The sequence below is a fragment of the Bradyrhizobium sp. USDA 376 genome, assembly GCF_054063675.1.
On record NZ_JBSSGN010000001.1, the window covers coordinates 2,000,338 to 2,017,677 of the forward strand.

Genomic DNA, 17,340 nt, shown 5'->3' on the forward strand with positions numbered 1-17,340 from the left:
CGACACTCAGCGCGACCAAGCTTTGGCACCATCGCGGTCACCGTGAATAGCAGGCCATCCGGCCTCGGCTGGACGACCTAATACTGATGAACGCTGGCGTTGCCAAGCTGATCCCGCAGGATTTGGTTTATTCAAGGACCGCGCCAAACGTCGCGCATGTCTGCTCTGAGCAGGCGCATCAAAAAATCACGAATGATCGCGCAACCAAATGCGTCTTTCGGCGTTGTCGAGGGTTATTGCGACGCACAATCCCTTGCGGCGTTTTATCTTACCTCACCCTCGCCGATCAGAGCGAAGGGTCCCCACATCGCAGGATAAGCATTGCGCGGTGAAGAAGCGTCATCAACGTACGTTAACATGGCGCGGCGCAAAGCTTCGGCACGACCGATTTTTGGTTCGTTTTTGAGCAGCGCGAAAGTCAACGTGGTCAAGCGGGTGGCAGCTTCCGAATCCACTGCCCAATGCGAGACCAGCAGCGCACGGGCGCCGGCGTAGAAGAATGAGCGTGCCAGTCCCGACAGCGCCTCCGCACCGGGCTTGTCGCCGGCGATGGTGTTGCAGGCCGACAGCACAACCCAATCTGCATTGAGCTTGAGCTGGGCGACTTCGCTCGCGGTCAACAGGCCGTCGTCAATTTCGGTGGGCTGATCGGGAATGGAGAGCGCAAGTGACGGCTCGCCCAATCCCTTGACGTCGCCTGCAACGAGGCCGTGGGTGGCGAAGTAGATGATGCTGTATTGAGCAAGCGCTGCACGCTTGAGCGTCGTTTCGCTGGCATCGCGGCCGAGATGGATGTCGACCTCGCCGGCACCGACGTCCTTCGCCACCGCGTTCAACTCGTCGGCGGTGTCCGGCAGTTGCGGCAGCGCTTTTGCAAGCTGCGCGCGATCGACGCCGGCGCCCCGCCAGAAGTCGGTATAGGCGATCGTCGCGATGCTGCGCGCGGCAACCTTGCCGCCCGCGGCGCGACGATCGGCCGGCCCTTCGGCTGCCGGGTTGAACACGGGATCGCCGAAGCCGGTCATCGGCTTGACGCCGTGATCCCGGCGCGCAAAGGCGCGCAGCGATTTCAGGCTGATCACCGACGGCAGCACCGAGACGGCCTGACGGCGCAACAGCCAGGCTGCGTTGCGATAGCCCTCGAGCTTGTCGGGGATCGCAGCTTGCGGCGTCTCCGTGACGAGCAGATGAAACGGCAATGCGGTCAGCGCCGCCGACGGCACCACCAGAAGGCTGCGCTTGTCTTTCGTCAGCGCCTCGACCGGGCCGAGCAGCGCGGTATAGAGCTCATGGGCGAGCGCGAGATCGAACAGGCCCGACTTGCCGGAGGCATCGCGCGCCTTGCCGACGTCGAGCCCCTTGCGGAAGGCGGACACCTTCTCGGTCAGCGTGTTCGCGCCGAGCGGAACCTGCTTCCAGTCCACGCCCTCGCGCGTGATCGCGATGACGTAGCTCTGCTTGTCGACGACCGAATAGATCGTCATCGCCTCATCGGCCGACAATAACGGCTGGATGTCCTTCACCGCCAGCGGCAGCGGGTTGGAGAGCGAGGCATAGTCGGGGAATTCGATGGCGAGCGTCTTCTGCAGGCCTGCACGCTCGCTCGCGATCGCTGCGATCCGCGCGCGGCTGCGCTGCTCGGCCGCGACGTCGCGCTGCCCGGCTTGCTTGGACACCGCCGTGATGATCGCCTTGTCGAGCGCCTCGGCCTCGGCGCCGAGATCCTGGTCCTTGCGCACGAGCTCGGCGAGCCGGTCGCTGCCAGCGGCAAGCCGCACCGCGAGCTTGTTGACGGCCGATGCCGCGGAGGATTGCGTGCCGCGCTGGATCGCGGCGAGCGCCTCGTCCAGCGCCTTGTCGTCGGGCAGGAGACGCTGCTGCCGTGCGGAGAACAGGATCGGCAGAACGATACGCAACTGCGCGCGACCGCTGGCAAGCGTCTTTGCCGCCAGCGGCAGCGCATCGGCGGTGCGCCCGGAGACGTAGAGGAAATAGGCAAGATTGCTGGTCGAGGTCAGAGTGTCCGGATGCTCCGGCCCGAGCGCACGCTCGCGGATCGCCAGCGCACGGCGATACAGCGGCTCGGCATCGGCATAGCGCTGCTGGTGCTCGTAGAGCCCGGCGAGATTGTTAAGCGAACGCGCGACATCGGGATGATCGGCCCCCAGCACTTTTTCGCGGATGGCGAGCGAGCGCTTGATCGGCGCCTCGGCCTCTGCATCGCGATTGAGGTCGCGGTCGACCTGGCCGATGTTGTTCAGGACGGTCGCGACCGCGGGATGCTCGGGACCCGCGGCCTTCTGATAGATCGCGAGCGCACGCTGGAACAGCGGCTCGGCATCGGCAAAATGCTCCTGCTTCACATAGAGCGTGGCGAGATTGTTGAGGGCGCGGCCGACATCGGGATGCTCGCGCGACAGGCTCTTTTCGCTGACGGCAAGCGCGCGCTTGAACAGCGGCTCGGCTTCAGCGAAGCGGCCCTGCCGCTGATACAGGGCGGCGAGATTGCTGAGCTCAGGCGCGATCAAGACGGTGTCGAGACCGAGCGCCTTCTCCATCAGCGCGATCGCGCGCTTGTAGACTGGCTCGGCCAGATCGTCGCGGCCCTGACCGGCATAGACCTGGCCAAGATTGTTGAGCGCGGCGGACAGCTCACGGCCGTTGTCGCTCTTCTCGAGGCTTGCGACCATCGCCTGCGCCAAGGGCAGCGCCTCCGCATATTTGCCGGCCTGGTTGAGCGCGTTGATCCGCGCGCCCTGCGCGGCGAGATCGCCCTTCTGGGCAAGAGCGGGGGTGACAAGCAACGCGGCGAGCGCGAGCCCCAGACCCGCGGCCAATGCCAAACGATGACGCGCCATGATCCCTCTCGCTGCGAGCCCGAAAACCATCACGGTCTTGGGTCGCAGCGATCGGCGGCAGCGTTCAAAGGCTTGCGCTCTGGTCCATCGTCTTGCGTGCTTCGCCAGCGAGGCGGACCAGCATCTTGCGTAGCGCCGTGCCGCTCGTCACCCGCTCCGGGAAGTCCAGCCGCAGCGCGGTCTGGCCGTCCTGCATGTCGAGGCCTTCAGGGTCGCAGCCGGTGCAGCGCCAGTCGCCGGCGGGCGCACCGAGCAGCCTGGTCGCATAGAGGCCCATGGCATCGCGGTGGTCGGCATTCATGTGCTCCACGGCGCCCTCTTCCGCCGCCAGCAGGTCCTCGGCGCCGCTGAGGTCGGTGAGGAATTGCTCGGGCTTGAGATCGACGATCCGGCCGAAGCCGGCGACCAGATGGGTACCCGTGGGACGGATCCGGAAGAACGAGAAGTCCTTAAACGAAACAAAGGCTTCCGCCGACTGATGGGCACCCAAATACCGTCGCTGGAGCAGATCCCTCTCGTCCCCGGCCTGTTCCGCCCGCCCGGACAGCATGATCCGGGCCCCTTCCAGGGGATCGCCGGACGCACGCTCGTCCAGCATCAGAGAGACCCTGGGGTCGGCCAGGATGTTCCTGGTGTGCACGGCCAGCCCCGAAATCAGCAGGATGGGCGAGCCATCCGGGTGGCTGGCCAGATTGACCAGGGAACAATAGGGATCGCCGGAGCCCACCATCAACGTTGCGAGAGCGCCCTGCCGCGACCGCCTCAGCAGCGATTTGGCGAGCTTTGCGGGGTCGAAATCGGGGGTCGGTTGCATCGGCTTTCTCAGGTCAGGTGGTTGCATGGGGGGCCATTTTTCGGGTAAACGGGGGCCCGGTTATGGGACGAGATGCGGCGAATCTGCCGTGTTTCGTGGAACTTGGTCACACTTCAGCCCAGCTTGCATTGCTCGGTGACAAGGTTTCGAACGCCAACTTCGGCACCCATGTATGCGGCGCATCACTGGATTGCTCGCCGTTTCAAGCCACGACCCAAACGGAAAGCAGAAAGCAGAGGCTCATGCCCACAATCGCTTTGGTCGACGACGACCGCAACATTCTCACATCCGTCTCGATCGCGCTGGAAGCCGAAGGCTACCGCATCATGACCTACACCGACGGCGCTTCCGCGCTTGACGGTTTCCGCACCACCCAGCCCGACCTCGCCATCCTCGACATCAAGATGCCGCGGATGGACGGCATGGAGACGCTGCGCCGGCTCCGGCAGAAGTCCGACCTGCCGGTGATCTTCCTGACTTCCAAGGACGAAGAGATCGACGAGCTGTTCGGCCTCAAGATGGGCGCCGACGACTTTATCCGCAAACCGTTCTCGCAGCGCCTGCTGGTCGAGCGCGTCAAGGCCGTGCTGCGCCGCTCGGCGCCGAAGGACCCCACCGTCGCGCCGAAGGAGAACGATGCCAAGGCGCTCGACCGCGGCCTGCTGCGCATGGATCCGGAACGGCATACCTGCACCTGGAAGAACGAGCCGGTGACGCTGACCGTCACCGAATTCCTGATCCTGCAGGCACTCGCGACCCGGCCCGGCGTGGTGAAGAGCCGGAACGCGCTGATGGACGCCGCCTATGACGACCAGGTCTATGTCGACGACCGCACCATTGACAGCCACATCAAGCGGCTGCGCAAGAAGTTCAAGGTGGTCGACAACGAGTTCGAGATGATCGAGACGCTCTACGGCGTCGGCTACCGTTTCAAGGAAGCCTGAGGGCGGCGGGCGCCTTCGCGAAGGACTGAGAGCATCGCCGGTTCTGATTCCATCAGGACCGGGATGGCTCTAGGATGCGGGGACCATTGCCACGAGCTGTCCTAACGCGGGCATAAGCATTGCTGGACCGAACGCAGCCTGACACGAACCAGAGCGCCGGGGATATCGCATCCGACGGCGCTCCGGAGCACGTCGTCGAAGACAAGCCGCAGGGCTGGCGGCCGCTGAACTGGCTCAAGCGCGCCGGGCAGTTCTTCTTCGCGCTGTCCTTCTCGAGCCTGACCCGCCGCATCGTCTCGCTCAACCTCGCCGGCCTCGTCGCGCTGGTGGCCAGCATCCTCTATCTGTCGCAATTCCGCGCCGGCCTGATCGACGCGCGCGCGCAGAGCCTCCTGGTGCAGGCCGAGATCATCGCCGGCGCCATTGCGGCCTCCGCTACCGTGCAGACCAACGCCATCACCATCGACCCCGACCGGCTGCTCGACCTCAAGCCGGGCGAGACCTATGGCGGCTCGGACGACTATTCGCCGCTGGATTTCCCGATCAATCCGGAGCGCGTCGCGCCGGTGCTGCGCACGCTGATCTCGCCGACCAAGACGCGCGCACGGATCTACGATCCGAACGGCAGCCTGCTGCTCGACAGCCGCAACCTCGAAAACGTGCTGCGCTTCCCCCTGCCGCCAGTGTCCGCCGAGAAGCCCGGCGTGGTCGAGCGCGCCTTGGTCGCGGTGCGCACCTGGCTGAACCGCGGCGACCTGCCGCTCTATCGCGAGCTCGGGCCCGAGAACGGCAATGGCTATGCGGAAGTGGGTGATGCGCTGCAGGGCCAGAAGCGCTCGATGGTGCGGGTCAATGCGCGCGGCGAGGTGATCGTCTCGGTGGCCGTGCCCGTGCTGCGCTCGCGCGCCATCCACGGCGCGCTGATGCTGTCCACCCAGGGCGACGACATCGACCAGATGGTGACCGCCGAGCGCCTCGCCATCCTGAAGGTCGGCGGCGTCGCGGCCGCGGTCATGATCATGCTGTCGCTGCTGCTCGCCAGCACGATCGCCGGTCCCGTGCGCCGGCTCGCCGACAGCGCCGAGCGCGTCCGCCGCCGCATCAAGACCCGCGTCGAGATTCCCGACTTCACCCGGCGCCGCGACGAGATCGGGCATCTGTCCGGCGCGTTGCGCGACATGACCAACGCGCTCTACAGCCGCATCGAGGCGATCGAGATGTTCGCCGCCGACGTCGCCCATGAATTGAAGAACCCGCTGACCTCGCTGCGCTCCGCAGTCGAGACGTTGCCGCTGGCGCGCAACGAGAACAGCCGCGCCCGCCTGCTCGAGGTGATCGAGCACGACGTCAAGCGGCTCGACCGCCTGATCTCCGACATCTCCGACGCCAGCCGCCTCGATGCCGAGTTGCAGCGGCAGGATGCGATCCCTGTCGACCTCAGGCGCCTGCTCGGCACGCTGGTCTCCGTCGCCAACGAAACCAAGCTCGGCCACGACGTCGCGGTCGAGGCGCGCTTCGAGGGCCGCGGGCCGGCCGACACGTTCGCGGTGACCGGCCACGACTCTCGACTGGGACAGGTGGTCGCAAACCTGCTCTCCAATGCGCAGTCCTTCTCCGAAGCCGGCAGCAAGGTGCGCCTTACCTGCCGCCGCGTCCGCGGAGAGATCGAGATCGTGGTCGACGATGACGGCCCCGGCATTCGCGATGACGCGCTGGAGCGCATCTTCGAGCGCTTCTACACCGACCGTCCGCATCAGGGCTTTGGCCAGAACTCCGGTCTCGGGCTCTCGATCTCCAAGCAGATCGTCGACGCTCATGGCGGGCGTATCTGGGCGGAGAATCGCGCAGGCCCGCCGGACGACGAGGGCGTCCCGACAATCGCCGGCGCGCGCTTCGTGGTGAGGCTGCCGGCGCTATGAGCGAGGGCGCGCCCAGCGTGCACGCCTCTGCGGTCAAGGTCGGACAGATCGCGGTGCTGATCCGCGGTCCCTCGGGCTCCGGCAAATCGCGCCTTGCCTTCGATTTAATCATGGCGGGGCGGTCAGGCGTGGTCGAAAGGGCCGTTCTGGTCGGTGATGACCGTGTCCATCTGGCGACAGTCGGCAACGAAATTGAGGTCCGCCCCGCTCCGCCGCTGGCCGGCCTGATCGAAATTCGCGGCCTCGGAATCCGCCGCTGCGACTTCGTGGAGCGTGCGACCGTCGGCCTCGTGGTCGATCTGGATGCTCAGGACGCGGAACGGCTTCCTTCGGCCGAATCCCTGAAAACAAGCATTTTCGGTGTGGAAATACCGCGAATCCCGGTCAGCCGCGACTATTCGCCCCTCCCTTTGGTTGTCGCGGCCTTGACCACTACCAAGAGTTAACCTTCTGCTAATCCCTCAGGCGATTGTTTGAAGGGAATTGGTAACCATATGAACCCCACTATCGCGACCGAGTAGACCGGCGCAGCTCCCCTCATCCATCCGTATAGATTCAGGGAGATACGCAACATCCCCTCTTGCGCGGGGGCTCTGGATGGTCAAAGTGGCGCGTTCGTGCGGTGCACCAAAAGCGCCCGCGAGGAGTTTTCCGATGATTGGTCTAGTACTTGTGACCCACGGGCGCCTTGCCGACGAATTCAAGGCAGCGCTTGAACACGTCATGGGCCCACAAAAGCAAATCGAAGCGATCACGATCGGCGCCGAAGATGATTCCGATCTCTGCCGAAGCGACATCATCGAGGCGGTTAACCGCGTCGATTCCGGCGACGGCGTTGCGATCCTCACCGACATGTTCGGCGGCACACCGTCCAACCTTGCGATCTCCTGCATGAGCAGGCCGAAGGTCGAAGTGCTCGCGGGCATCAATCTTCCCATGCTGGTGAAGCTCGCCAAGGTGCGCGAGGAGCGTCCGCTGCCGGACGCGATCGCGATGGCGCAGGAAGCGGGCCGCAAATACGTCACCATCGCCAGCCGCGTGCTCGCCGGCAAATGAGCGACGACGCGCCGCAAACCGGGACGGGCGTGCCCGCGGGCGCGATCTCCAAGGAGCTCCTGATCATCAACAAGCGCGGCCTGCACGCGCGCGCCTCGGCGAAATTCGTCCAGGCGGTCGAGCGCTTCAACGCGCAAGTGTGGGTGACGCGCGGCGGCGAGACCGTCGGCGGCACTTCGATCATGGGCCTGATGATGCTGGCTGCGGGGCCGGGCACGACGATCACCGTTGCAGCGGCGGGTGATGATGCGGAAGCCGCGCTTGCGGCGATTACAGAACTCGTTGAGAGCAAGTTCAACGAGGAAGGTGTCTAACTCTCACCATCCGCTCAACTGCGCTCCCTCGCCCCGTTCTTACGGGGAGAGGGTTGGGGTGAGGGGCTCTCTCCACACGGGCGGTCGTCGATAGACCTGTACCCCCTCACCCGGATCGCAAGAGCGATCCGACCTCTCCCCGCAAGCGGGGAGAGGTGAAGAGCTCACTTCGCCGGCGGCGCGATGTAGATGTTCCAGCTCATCGACGGGCCGGCCTTGCCGTGGGTGAAACGGCGCGTCGTCATCACGATACGCTCGGCGTTGGGCGCGACTTCCGAGACCCACTTCTCGAACGCCGGCAGGCGGCCGTCGGTCGGATCGAACACGCCGATGAAGCCATATTTTTTGGCATCGTCACGCGAGGTCAGCCCGGAATCCCAGGCCTCTAGCGGCAGCAGCGCGGACGGATGATCCGGGCTGTAGAACACCAGCGGCTGGATCTGTTCCATCGTGCCGGCAACGACGGCCCAGCGCGAGCCGAAGCGCGTGTGCCAGGCCTGGGTCATTTCGCGCGCGAGCTCCGAGCGCGCGCCATAGATCTGTGCGTTGCCGGCATTGGCCGCCATCTCGCGCGCGGCGATCCAGGGCGAGGCCGCGAGCGTCGCGACGCTGAGCACGAGCCAGATCGCGGCGATGTTGAACAGCACTGCGCTCTGCACCCGCAGCGCGGGGATCGCGACCAGCGCCAAGGGCACCAGGAAGAACAGCGAGATGCCCCAATCGGTCTTCATGTAGATGCTGAAGGCGAGTGCGCCGAGCGGCGGGCCGACCGCAACGATGATCTGGACGATCCAGACATTCAGCGCCTGCGCAACATTGACGCCCGGATTGGCGCCGCGCGCCCAGGCGCGCGTGACGATGCGCGAGGGCGCACGCACGAGCAGCTTGAGCCACGGCGGCACCCACGCCATCGCGAGCGCGGCCAGCGCCACCGGCAAAGCGAGCAGCGCGAAATTATGCAGGGCATAGCCGGCGACGAGCTGATGCACGAGGCGGCTGTCATCGAGGCTGTAGGTGTCGCCGGCATAGGTCAGCGGTACGAAATGCGCCTCCGCGAGCCAGACGATGTGGGGGATCATCGCCGCCAGCATCGTCGCGATCGCCACCCACGGCGCCGGTGACATCAGGAACCTCATCCGCTCCGGATGGATCAGCGCGGCAAGGCCGATGGCGCCGATCATGGTCAGCACCCAATATTTGGTCATCAGCGCCAGCGCGCCGGCAAGGCCGAGCCAGATGCCCGATTGCCATGTCCGCTTCTCGAAGGCGTTGAGATAGGCGAGCACCAGCAGCGGCAGCGTGACGAGCTGGAGCAGGTCGGGGTTGTACTTGAAGCCCTTGAAATTGAAGATCGGGTAGAGCGCGATCATCACCACGACCAGGAACGCGCGCCGTGCATCCACGACGCGCAAGGCAACCAGCCAGCAGATCACCATGCCGACGCCGACGGTCGCCATCGCCAGCGCATAGGTCGCCCAGTCCGTCGCCGGGAACAGCTTGAACCAGAGGCCGGCAACCCAGCCCGACAGCGGCGGGTGCTTGCCATAGCCCCAGAGGAATTTCTGGCCCCACCCCCAGGCTTCTGCGACGTCCATGTGAACGTCCTGCGCCGCCTTCAGATTGATCAGGATGAAGGTCCAGAGCACGGCATGCAAGGCCGCGAGCTGGATCACCAGCCAGAGCCGCGCCTCGGGGCGGGTCGCGCAGGCGACCAGCCAGGCCCGGAAACGGTTGTAACTCAAGCGGGTCTTCGCCCGCGTTCTGGCGGAGGGGATCGAGGTGGTCGACATGGCCCGCTTGCTAGCGCGTTTTGGCCCGCCGTGGAATCAGCTTGGCGTGAAGAAAGGCCCTGAAAATACAGCAATATGGTTGCCGCACGAGGATGTGAGTGGTATCCCGCGCCCATGACGACCGTCCCCATTTCCAACATCCGCAATTTCTCCATCGTCGCCCATATCGACCATGGCAAATCGACGCTGGCCGACCGTCTGATCCAGATGACCGGCGGCCTCTCCGACCGCGAGATGGCGGGCAAGGAGCAGGTGCTCGATTCCATGGACATCGAGCGCGAGCGCGGCATCACCATCAAGGCGCAGACGGTGCGCCTCTCCTACCGCGCCAAGGACGGCAAGGATTACATCTTCAACCTGATGGACACGCCCGGCCATGTCGACTTCGCCTACGAAGTCTCGCGGTCGCTGGCGGCGTGCGAAGGTTCCCTGCTGGTGGTCGACGCCAGCCAGGGCGTCGAAGCGCAGACGCTCGCCAACGTCTACCAGGCGCTCGACAACAATCATGAGATCGTTCCGGTCCTGAACAAGGTCGACCTGCCCGCCGCCGAGCCCGAGAAGGTCAAGCAGCAGATCGAGGACGTCATCGGCATCGACGCCTCCGACGCTGTGATGATCTCGGCCAAGACCGGCCTCGGCATTCCCGACGTGCTGGAAGCCATCGTCACCCGCCTGCCGCCGCCGAAGGGCGATCGCGAGGCGACGCTGAAGGCGCTGCTGGTCGACAGCTGGTACGACGTCTATCTCGGCGTCGTCGTGCTGGTGCGCATCGTCGACGGCACCATGAAGAAGGGCCAGCGCGTGCGTATGATGGGCACCGGCGCGGCCTACGACGTCGAGCGCGTCGGCTTCTTCACGCCGAAGATGCAGCAGGTCGACGAGCTCGGCCCCGGCGAGATCGGCTTCATCACCGCCGCGATCAAGGAAGTCGCCGACACCCGCGTCGGCGATACCATCACCGACGACAGGAAGCCGGTCGCGGACATGCTGCCGGGCTTCAAGCCGGCGATCCCCGTGGTGTTCTGCGGCCTGTTCCCGGTCGACGCCGACGATTTCGAGACACTGCGCGCCGCCATGGGCAAGCTGCGCCTCAACGACGCCAGCTTCTCCTTCGAGATGGAGACCTCCGCCGCGCTCGGCTTCGGCTTCCGCTGCGGCTTCCTCGGCCTGCTGCATCTGGAGATCATCCAGGAGCGGCTGTCGCGCGAATTCGATCTCAACCTGATCGCGACCGCGCCGAGCGTCATCTACAAGATGAAGCTCACCGACGGCACCGAGCTCGAGATCCACAATCCCGTCGACATGCCCGACGTGGTCAAGATCGAGGAGATCCAGGAGCCCTGGATCGAGGCGACCATCCTCACGCCCGACGAATATCTCGGCAGCGTGCTGAAGCTCTGCCAGGACCGCCGCGGCTCGCAGAAGGAGCTCACTTACGTCGGCGCCCGCGCCATGGTGAAATACGACCTGCCGCTCAACGAGGTCGTGTTCGACTTCTACGACCGCCTGAAGTCGGTCTCCAAGGGCTACGCCTCGTTCGACTATCATCTCACCGACTACAAGCCGGCCGATCTCGTCAAGATGCAGATCCTGGTCAACGCCGAGCCGGTCGATGCGCTCTCGATGCTGGTCCATCGCACCCGCGCGGAAGGGCGCGGCCGCGCCATGGTCGAGAAGATGAAGGAGCTGATCCCGCCGCACATGTTCCAGATCCCGATCCAGGCGGCGATCGGCGGCAAGGTGATCGCCCGCGAGACGGTGCGCGCGCTGCGCAAGGACGTCACCGCAAAATGCTACGGCGGCGACATCACGCGCAAACGAAAACTTCTGGAGAAGCAGAAGGAAGGCAAGAAGAAGATGCGGCAGTTCGGCAAGGTCGACATCCCGCAGGAAGCCTTCATTGCCGCGCTGAAGGTGGACAGCTGAGGCACCGCGCTGCCTGTCGCCGGCGTCGCCCCGGCTGCGCGACCCCGCCTCAAACAAAAACTGCGAAAACAACCCCATGCACAGTAGCCGCCCCCTTGGCGGCATTGTGCTTTTTCGATTTTACGAAATCCGTTTGCTCCGTCGGGCAAAACAGGGGTATGGTGGCATCATCGCAGCCGGTGTGATTGGTAGCCCGAGCTCGTAGGACGGGTTGAGCTCTTGCGAAACCCATCGCCCTGAGGGGCGGACGCAGTATCCAGTGACTCTTGCCAGCTCGATCCGATCGCGAGGATGAAGTTTGATGGGTTTCGCTTCCGCCTTCGAGCTACGGCGGACAAGTCACTCTACCCATCCCAAGAGCTCCGTATCCGGCCAAGGTAGTTCTGACCGTGCCTGACAAGGCTCCGGGAGTGATGGACCCTAGACTTGAACGAATAGCCGACAAATTACCGGCTGGCTTCGCTGACCTGGAGGCGGATGCAATGGCGGATGGCCATCGGCAAATGACCCGCCTGGCCGCTGAACTAGCAGAGACCCCCGCCATCTTTCATGCAGCATACGCCTGTTATCTCGGCGGCAGACTCGCGGGCATCGGCGCGATGACCGACGAACCTGCACCGACAGGGCAACCGACGTGGAGAATGCGACGGTTCTACGTGCATCGCGAATTTAGACGGCGCAATGTTGCCTACGCCATCGCCATGGCGCTGTTGCAGGACGCGGCAGGGAGCGTTTCTGCCATGACTGTACATGCAGGCAATCAGGCTGCAGCACAGTTTTGGGAGGCGATTGGATTTAGCCGCGTTGTCGGTCTGGCCTGGTCCCACCAAAGAACGATGCGCGACACAACTGCTCGCATATGAGGTCGACAGCGGGTTCGGGTGAGCGGTCCCGGCAGCGCCGATCTCCTACTGCCAGAATCTGTCACTATGCTGCGCTAGGCTTCCTTTCAGTTCCCCAGCACTGAAAGGAAGACCATGAATACCCAAAGCAGCGGCGAGGCATTGCAGATCGCCAGGACCTATGTCGAGGCCATCGCACGCAAAGACGTCGATGCGATCATCTCCGTCTCGGCGGATGATCTTGTTTGCACGTCGCCAATCGGGCGGATTACGGGGACCCAGAGGTTCCGTGAATTCCACGGCGGCTTTGCCCGCATGCTCCAGAAGGTGACGATTCTCGCCATCTACGGCGACGATCAGCAGGCTGTCGTCGTCTACAACGCGGACACCCATCCGGTTGCCAACGCCGTCGTCGCGGAACTGCTCAAGGTGCAGAATGGCAAGATCGCGTCGACCGACGTGATCTACGATGCGGCACCATTCGCGGCCTACATGGCGACCGCACGACCGCACTAACATAGCCGGCGCAAGCTCGCCGGCAAAACGCCGATCGCAATGAGAATGCCATCCAAAGCGCGATGGGATTGAGATGAATCGTCATCGCGCTTTGGATGGTCGGTTGCTGCCAGCTTTTGGCAGGATATGTTAGACTTGCAGCATGTCCAAGAGCCAACGGCTGTTCGACCTCATGCAAATCCTGCGGCGGCACCGTCATCCGGTGTCGGGCAGCAATCTTGCTGCCGAGGCGGGCGTCTCGCTGCGCACGATTTATCGCGACATCGCCGACCTGCAGGCACTGGGCGCGCAGATCGAGGGCGAGCCGGGCTTTGGTTATGTCCTGCAGCCCGGCTTTCTGCTGCCTCCGCTGATGTTCTCCGAGCAGGAAATCCAGGCTCTGGCGCTCGGTGCCCAATGGGTGTCCCGCCAGACCGATGAAGAGTTCGCGCTGGCAGCGCGTAATGCACTCGCGAAAATCGGCGCCGTCCTCCCGTCGGAGCTGCGCCACAAGGTCGACGACAATGCCTTTCATGTCGGGCGCAGGCCGAAGCAGCCTGAGGCCGTCGATCTCCGCATTGTGCGCCAGGCCATGCGCGACCAGCACAAGCTTTCCATCGTGTACCGCGATCCGAAAGGCGCGAAGACCACCCGGACGATCTGGCCGATTGGCGTCGCCTTTTTCGACTCCCGGCGCATCCTGGCCGGCTGGTGTGAAATGAGGAAGGACTTTCGCTCCTTCCGGGCGGATCGGATCGAAAAGCTCCGGCTCAAGACGGAACGCTATCCCGGCCGCCGACGCGACCTCGTCAAGCAATGGCGGGCGCAAGTTGACGCAGATCGCCGCAAGGCTGCGGACTGACCGGCGACCAGGCTCGTAGCCCGTAAGATGGGTTGAGCCCTTGCGAAACCCATCACCCTGGCAGGCGGACGGTGCATCTGGTAGTTGTCGTTATCTTGCGGATTGCATCGGACTTCCTTGCGAGGCGACATATCGGCCAACATCGTTGCCGTCGCGCTCCGCGTGCCACTGCAGCGGCGTGCGGGTCCGACGACACGTAACCACGGAGAACGCAGATGAGCAGCTTGCTTCGGCGCTTGTGGCAACGGCGCAAAAACAAATCCCGGAACGGGGTGGAGCACTGTTCTGAACAGTTCGAAGGCGGGGATCGGCGACATTTGCTGCAGGCGCTGTCCGTCCTCGCCACCAGCAGTGCGCTGGTCGGGATATCAGATTCCGCCGAAGCAAAGGATTCGAGTGATTTGCCGCCTCCAAAGCGGGCGCTGACCGGCCGCGACGAAGCCGGCAGGTCGGTGTTCAAGTCTTTCGACGTGACTCCAAAGGTGGTGGAGATCGACGCCAATCCAGGACTGACCTTCTATGAATTGTACATGACCGAGGGCGTGCCGGCTCTCACCGGCCTGGAGCCGGATCCGATGTCGAGCGGAACGAAAGCCTTTCCAGGTCCTGGGGGCACCATGTTTCGACTCATCTCGTATCCGCCGAAGCGCCCCGAAGGCTGGAAGCCGCCGGCCGGCGTCACCTTCGAGAGTGGGCTTGGAGAAATGTCGGAGAAGATCCCCGGCATGGGCGACCATTTCGAGCGCGGCACTCCGGGGATGCACACCTCGGATACCATAGACTACGGAGTCGTGGTTCGTGGCGAGATGACGCTGGAGCTGGACGATGGGCAGAAGGTCCATCTGCGTCAAGGCGATTGCATCGTGCAGAACGGAACGCGCCATCGCTGGCGCAACCCGTTGCCGGAGCCCTGCCTCATGGCGTTTATCTCGGTCGGCGGGAAGCGCGCCTGACACCCGGAGAGTTGCAGGAGGGCTGTCCCCGCGGGCCGTTTGCAGCCCGCAGGATGACTTGACAGCCATCACCCGATGGCAAAATCAGCCGCCGTCTCCGCGTGAATGGCGGTGGTGTCGAATGTCTCGACCGTAGTGTCACTCTCCCCGACCAGCATCGTGATCTCGGTGCAGCCGAGGATGATGCACTCGGCGCCCGAGGCGACGAGCGCCGCCATCACGTCCTGATAGCGGCGGCGCGAGGGCGCGGCGACGATGCCAAGGCACAGCTCCTCGTAGATGATCCGGTTCACGTCCGCTCGTGCGCCTTCGGGAGGAACCAGGACGTCGAGATCATGGGCGCGCAGCCGGTCGATGTAGAAGTCCTCCTCCATCGTGAACCTGGTGCCGAGCAGCCCGACCCGCCGGTATCCCTTGGCCCGGATGCGTTGCGCGGTCGCGTCGCCGATATGGATGAAGGGGATGGTCAGGCTCGACGTGATGTCGGGCGCCAATTTGTGCATCGTGTTCGTGCACAGCACGATGGCGCGCGCGCCGGCGCTCTCGAGACGCCGCGCGACCTCCGCGAGGCTGCTTGCTGCCTCCTGCCAGCGGCCGGCATACTGCATCTCCTTGATCTCCTGGAAATCGTAGGAATACATCAGCAGCGGAGCCGAATGCAGCTTGCCGAGGCGGTCGCGGACGCGCTCGTTGATGAGCTTGTAGTAGAGCGCGGTGCTCTCCCAGCTCATGCCTCCGATCAGGCCAATGGTTCGCATCCTTGCGTCTCCGGAAAATAGCGCGATCGGATCGTAGACGAAGACGCGGACGCCCGCCAAGGCTCCGCGCCCTGCACACCCTCACGCCGTCTTCTTCGCCTCGACGTACCGTGCAAAATTGTCGAGGATCGCCTGCCAGCCGCCCTGCTGCTGCTCGACCGAGTGCGTCGGTTCGCTGTCGAAGACGACGCGGACGACAATCCCGTTCGGACCGGGTACGAACTCGACTTCGGCCTTTCGATCGCCGAACGCATATTCGATCCGCTTGTGTTCGACGATTTTGGTGTAGGTGCCGGCGAAGTCAAAGCCCATGCTGCCATCCTTGGCCTCCATGCGCGAGGAGAAGGCGCCGCCGTCCCGCAGGTCGACCGTCGCCCTGGTAGTATGCCAGTCGTCGGACGCGGCATTCCAGTTCACGATGTCGGCTGGTGTCGTATAGGCACGCCAGACCTGATCGATGGGGGCGGCTACGCTGGTTTCGACGGTGATCCTCATGGGCATTGCTCCGGTTGCGACTTTGACGGCTCGAATTGACGAAATCACGTCACGTGTGCGGGGTCCATCTCCAGCACGTCCGGAACGTGTCCACCCAAGGACGATCGAGACCGGTCCATGCCGACATGGTCCGGCCGTCAATGCGCCAAAAAAGTTAGAAAAGTCGTAGGATGGGCAAAGCGACTTGTCCGCCGTAGCTCGAAGAGCGAAGGCGGAAGCGTGCCCACCAACTTGTGTGCCGTCGGGAAGAGTGGTGGGCACGGCGCTTCTCGCGCCTTTGCCAACCCTACGAAAGCTATTCAGATCGGCCTTGTCTTGCCTCGAATGGCCATCGACCGCTTCAGGACCTGTTGGGCATCGGCATAGCGGCCCTGATCCTTGTAGAGACCGGCGAGGTTATCGAGGATATCGGCGAGATCCGGATGGTTGGGACCGAGGGTTTTCTCGAAAGTGGCCACCGACCGCTTGAACAGCCGCTCGGCCTCGGCGTTACGCCCCTGACGCGCATAGAGCGCAGCCAGATTGTTCAGCGCCTGCGCGATGTCGGGGTGATCGGGGCCGAACGCCTTCTCGGTCACCGCAATCGCCCGCTTCAGCAGCCGCTCGGCATCGGCATAGCGATGCCGGTTGATATAAGCGTCGGCCAAATTGTTCATCAGCACCGTGGCTTCGGGATCGTCCGGCCCGAGCGCCTTCTCGAGCACGGCGAGGCCTCGCTTGAACAGCGGTACAGCCTGGTCGTACCGGCGCTGATGGCTGTAGACGGCGCCGAGATTGCTCAACGCCAGCACGATCGACGGATCATTTGTTTTCTCGCTGATGGCGATCGACCGCTTGAGAAGCGGCTCTGCTTCCGCGTAGCGCCCTTCCGCGCGATAGAGATCGCCCAGATTGTTCAGCACCATTGCGACTTCCGCATGATCCGGACCGAGCGTCTTCTCCCGGATGGCCAGCGCGCGCTTGTACAGCGGCTCGGCGACGGCGTATTGGCCGAGATTGTAATGGATCGTGCCGAGGTCGTTCAGCGGCATCGCAACGTGCGCGTCATCAGGGCCGAACTCCTTCTCGCGAAGGGCCAGGGACTTCTGGGCCAGTGGCAGCGCTTCCAAGTACTTCCCGGCCCGATAAAACTCCTTCATCTGCCGCGTGAGCGTGCCCGCCTCATCCTCTTCGGCATAGGATGGCGCGCCGAACGACAGGCTCAAGGCAAGCGCGGTGACTGCAACACGGATCGACGCTTTCAGGGCCTTCATCGCGCGTTCCTTCGTCGCTGATATCAGGGACCTCCACGCCCTTGGTGCTCCCGGAAGCCGG

General features: G+C 64.1%; 16 protein-coding genes. 10 read left to right on the plus strand and 6 right to left on the minus strand.

Features of this window, described 5'->3' with window-relative positions:
• Positions 1-263 precede the first annotated feature (263 nt).
• Both ACVJ19_RS09240 and ACVJ19_RS09245 read right to left on the minus strand, forming a co-directional pair.
• Positions 264-2,858, minus strand: coding sequence for a CHAT domain-containing tetratricopeptide repeat protein (locus ACVJ19_RS09240; protein ID WP_453949240.1), 2,595 nt, complete (start codon positions 2,856-2,858; stop codon positions 264-266).
• Positions 2,859-2,922: 64 nt separating this feature from the next.
• The gene (locus ACVJ19_RS09245; RefSeq protein ID WP_453949239.1) at positions 2,923-3,672 is read right to left on the minus strand and encodes a HugZ family pyridoxamine 5'-phosphate oxidase; all 750 of its coding nucleotides are present in this window, start codon (positions 3,670-3,672) and stop codon (positions 2,923-2,925) included.
• Between the two features lie 242 nt (positions 3,673-3,914).
• Between ACVJ19_RS09245 and ACVJ19_RS09250 the strand changes: the two genes are divergently transcribed.
• The 5 genes from ACVJ19_RS09250 to ACVJ19_RS09270 all read left to right on the plus strand — a co-directional run bounded on the left by ACVJ19_RS09250 (position 3,915) and on the right by ACVJ19_RS09270 (position 7,905).
• Complete coding sequence (locus tag ACVJ19_RS09250; RefSeq protein WP_008542552.1) at positions 3,915-4,616, plus strand: response regulator transcription factor; 702 nt, start codon at positions 3,915-3,917, stop codon at positions 4,614-4,616.
• 119 nt (positions 4,617-4,735) lie between these two features.
• Complete coding sequence (locus ACVJ19_RS09255; protein WP_453949238.1) at positions 4,736-6,535, plus strand: stimulus-sensing domain-containing protein; 1,800 nt, start codon at positions 4,736-4,738, stop codon at positions 6,533-6,535.
• Positions 6,532-6,981, plus strand: a complete 450-nt coding sequence (locus ACVJ19_RS09260; protein WP_453949237.1) for an HPr kinase/phosphorylase — start codon at positions 6,532-6,534, stop codon at positions 6,979-6,981. The genes ACVJ19_RS09255 and ACVJ19_RS09260 overlap by 4 nt, the downstream gene beginning before the upstream one ends.
• Before the next feature lie 208 nt (positions 6,982-7,189).
• Positions 7,190-7,591 (plus strand): PTS sugar transporter subunit IIA, encoded by a 402-nt coding sequence (locus tag ACVJ19_RS09265; RefSeq protein ID WP_007597752.1) that lies wholly within the window; start codon positions 7,190-7,192, stop codon positions 7,589-7,591.
• The gene (locus tag ACVJ19_RS09270; RefSeq protein ID WP_157336915.1) at positions 7,588-7,905 is read left to right on the plus strand and encodes an HPr family phosphocarrier protein; all 318 of its coding nucleotides are present in this window, start codon (positions 7,588-7,590) and stop codon (positions 7,903-7,905) included. The genes ACVJ19_RS09265 and ACVJ19_RS09270 overlap by 4 nt, the downstream gene beginning before the upstream one ends.
• A 164-nt stretch (positions 7,906-8,069) precedes the next feature.
• Here the strand turns inward: ACVJ19_RS09270 and ACVJ19_RS09275 are convergent, their stop codons facing one another.
• Positions 8,070-9,695: a glycosyltransferase family 39 protein gene (locus ACVJ19_RS09275; RefSeq protein WP_453949236.1), complete on the minus strand. Its 1,626-nt coding sequence runs from the start codon at positions 9,693-9,695 to the stop codon at positions 8,070-8,072.
• 114 nt (positions 9,696-9,809) lie between these two features.
• On the opposite strand from ACVJ19_RS09275, the gene lepA reads away from it, so the two are divergent.
• From lepA to ACVJ19_RS09300, 5 genes are all read left to right on the plus strand, one after another.
• Positions 9,810-11,621, plus strand: coding sequence for a translation elongation factor 4 (gene lepA, locus ACVJ19_RS09280; protein WP_453949235.1), 1,812 nt, complete (start codon positions 9,810-9,812; stop codon positions 11,619-11,621).
• A 389-nt stretch (positions 11,622-12,010) separates the two neighbouring features.
• Positions 12,011-12,484: a GNAT family N-acetyltransferase gene (locus tag ACVJ19_RS09285; protein WP_453949234.1), complete on the plus strand. Its 474-nt coding sequence runs from the start codon at positions 12,011-12,013 to the stop codon at positions 12,482-12,484.
• A gap of 114 nt (positions 12,485-12,598) precedes the next feature.
• A complete protein-coding gene (locus ACVJ19_RS09290) occupies positions 12,599-12,979 on the plus strand; it encodes a nuclear transport factor 2 family protein (protein WP_453949233.1) in 381 nt (126 codons plus the stop codon).
• A gap of 142 nt (positions 12,980-13,121) precedes the next feature.
• Positions 13,122-13,820 carry a helix-turn-helix transcriptional regulator gene (locus ACVJ19_RS09295; protein WP_453949232.1) on the plus strand — a complete coding sequence of 233 codons (699 nt, stop codon included), beginning with the start codon at positions 13,122-13,124 and terminating at the stop codon, positions 13,818-13,820.
• 215 nt (positions 13,821-14,035) lie between these two features.
• Positions 14,036-14,773, plus strand: a complete 738-nt coding sequence (locus ACVJ19_RS09300; RefSeq protein ID WP_453949231.1) for a cupin domain-containing protein — start codon at positions 14,036-14,038, stop codon at positions 14,771-14,773.
• A 68-nt stretch (positions 14,774-14,841) separates the two neighbouring features.
• Here ACVJ19_RS09300 and ACVJ19_RS09305 read toward each other — a convergent pair whose 3' ends face one another.
• The 3 genes from ACVJ19_RS09305 to ACVJ19_RS09315 all read right to left on the minus strand — a co-directional run bounded on the left by ACVJ19_RS09305 (position 14,842) and on the right by ACVJ19_RS09315 (position 17,279).
• A complete protein-coding gene (locus ACVJ19_RS09305; protein ID WP_453949230.1) occupies positions 14,842-15,531 on the minus strand; it encodes an aspartate/glutamate racemase family protein in 690 nt (229 codons plus the stop codon).
• Positions 15,532-15,612: 81 nt separating this feature from the next.
• A complete protein-coding gene (locus tag ACVJ19_RS09310) occupies positions 15,613-16,026 on the minus strand; it encodes an SRPBCC family protein (RefSeq protein WP_453949229.1) in 414 nt (137 codons plus the stop codon).
• A gap of 299 nt (positions 16,027-16,325) precedes the next feature.
• Entirely contained in the window at positions 16,326-17,279 is a 954-nt protein-coding gene (locus tag ACVJ19_RS09315; RefSeq protein ID WP_453949228.1) for a tetratricopeptide repeat protein, read from the minus strand.
• Between the last annotated feature and the right edge of the window lie 61 nt (positions 17,280-17,340).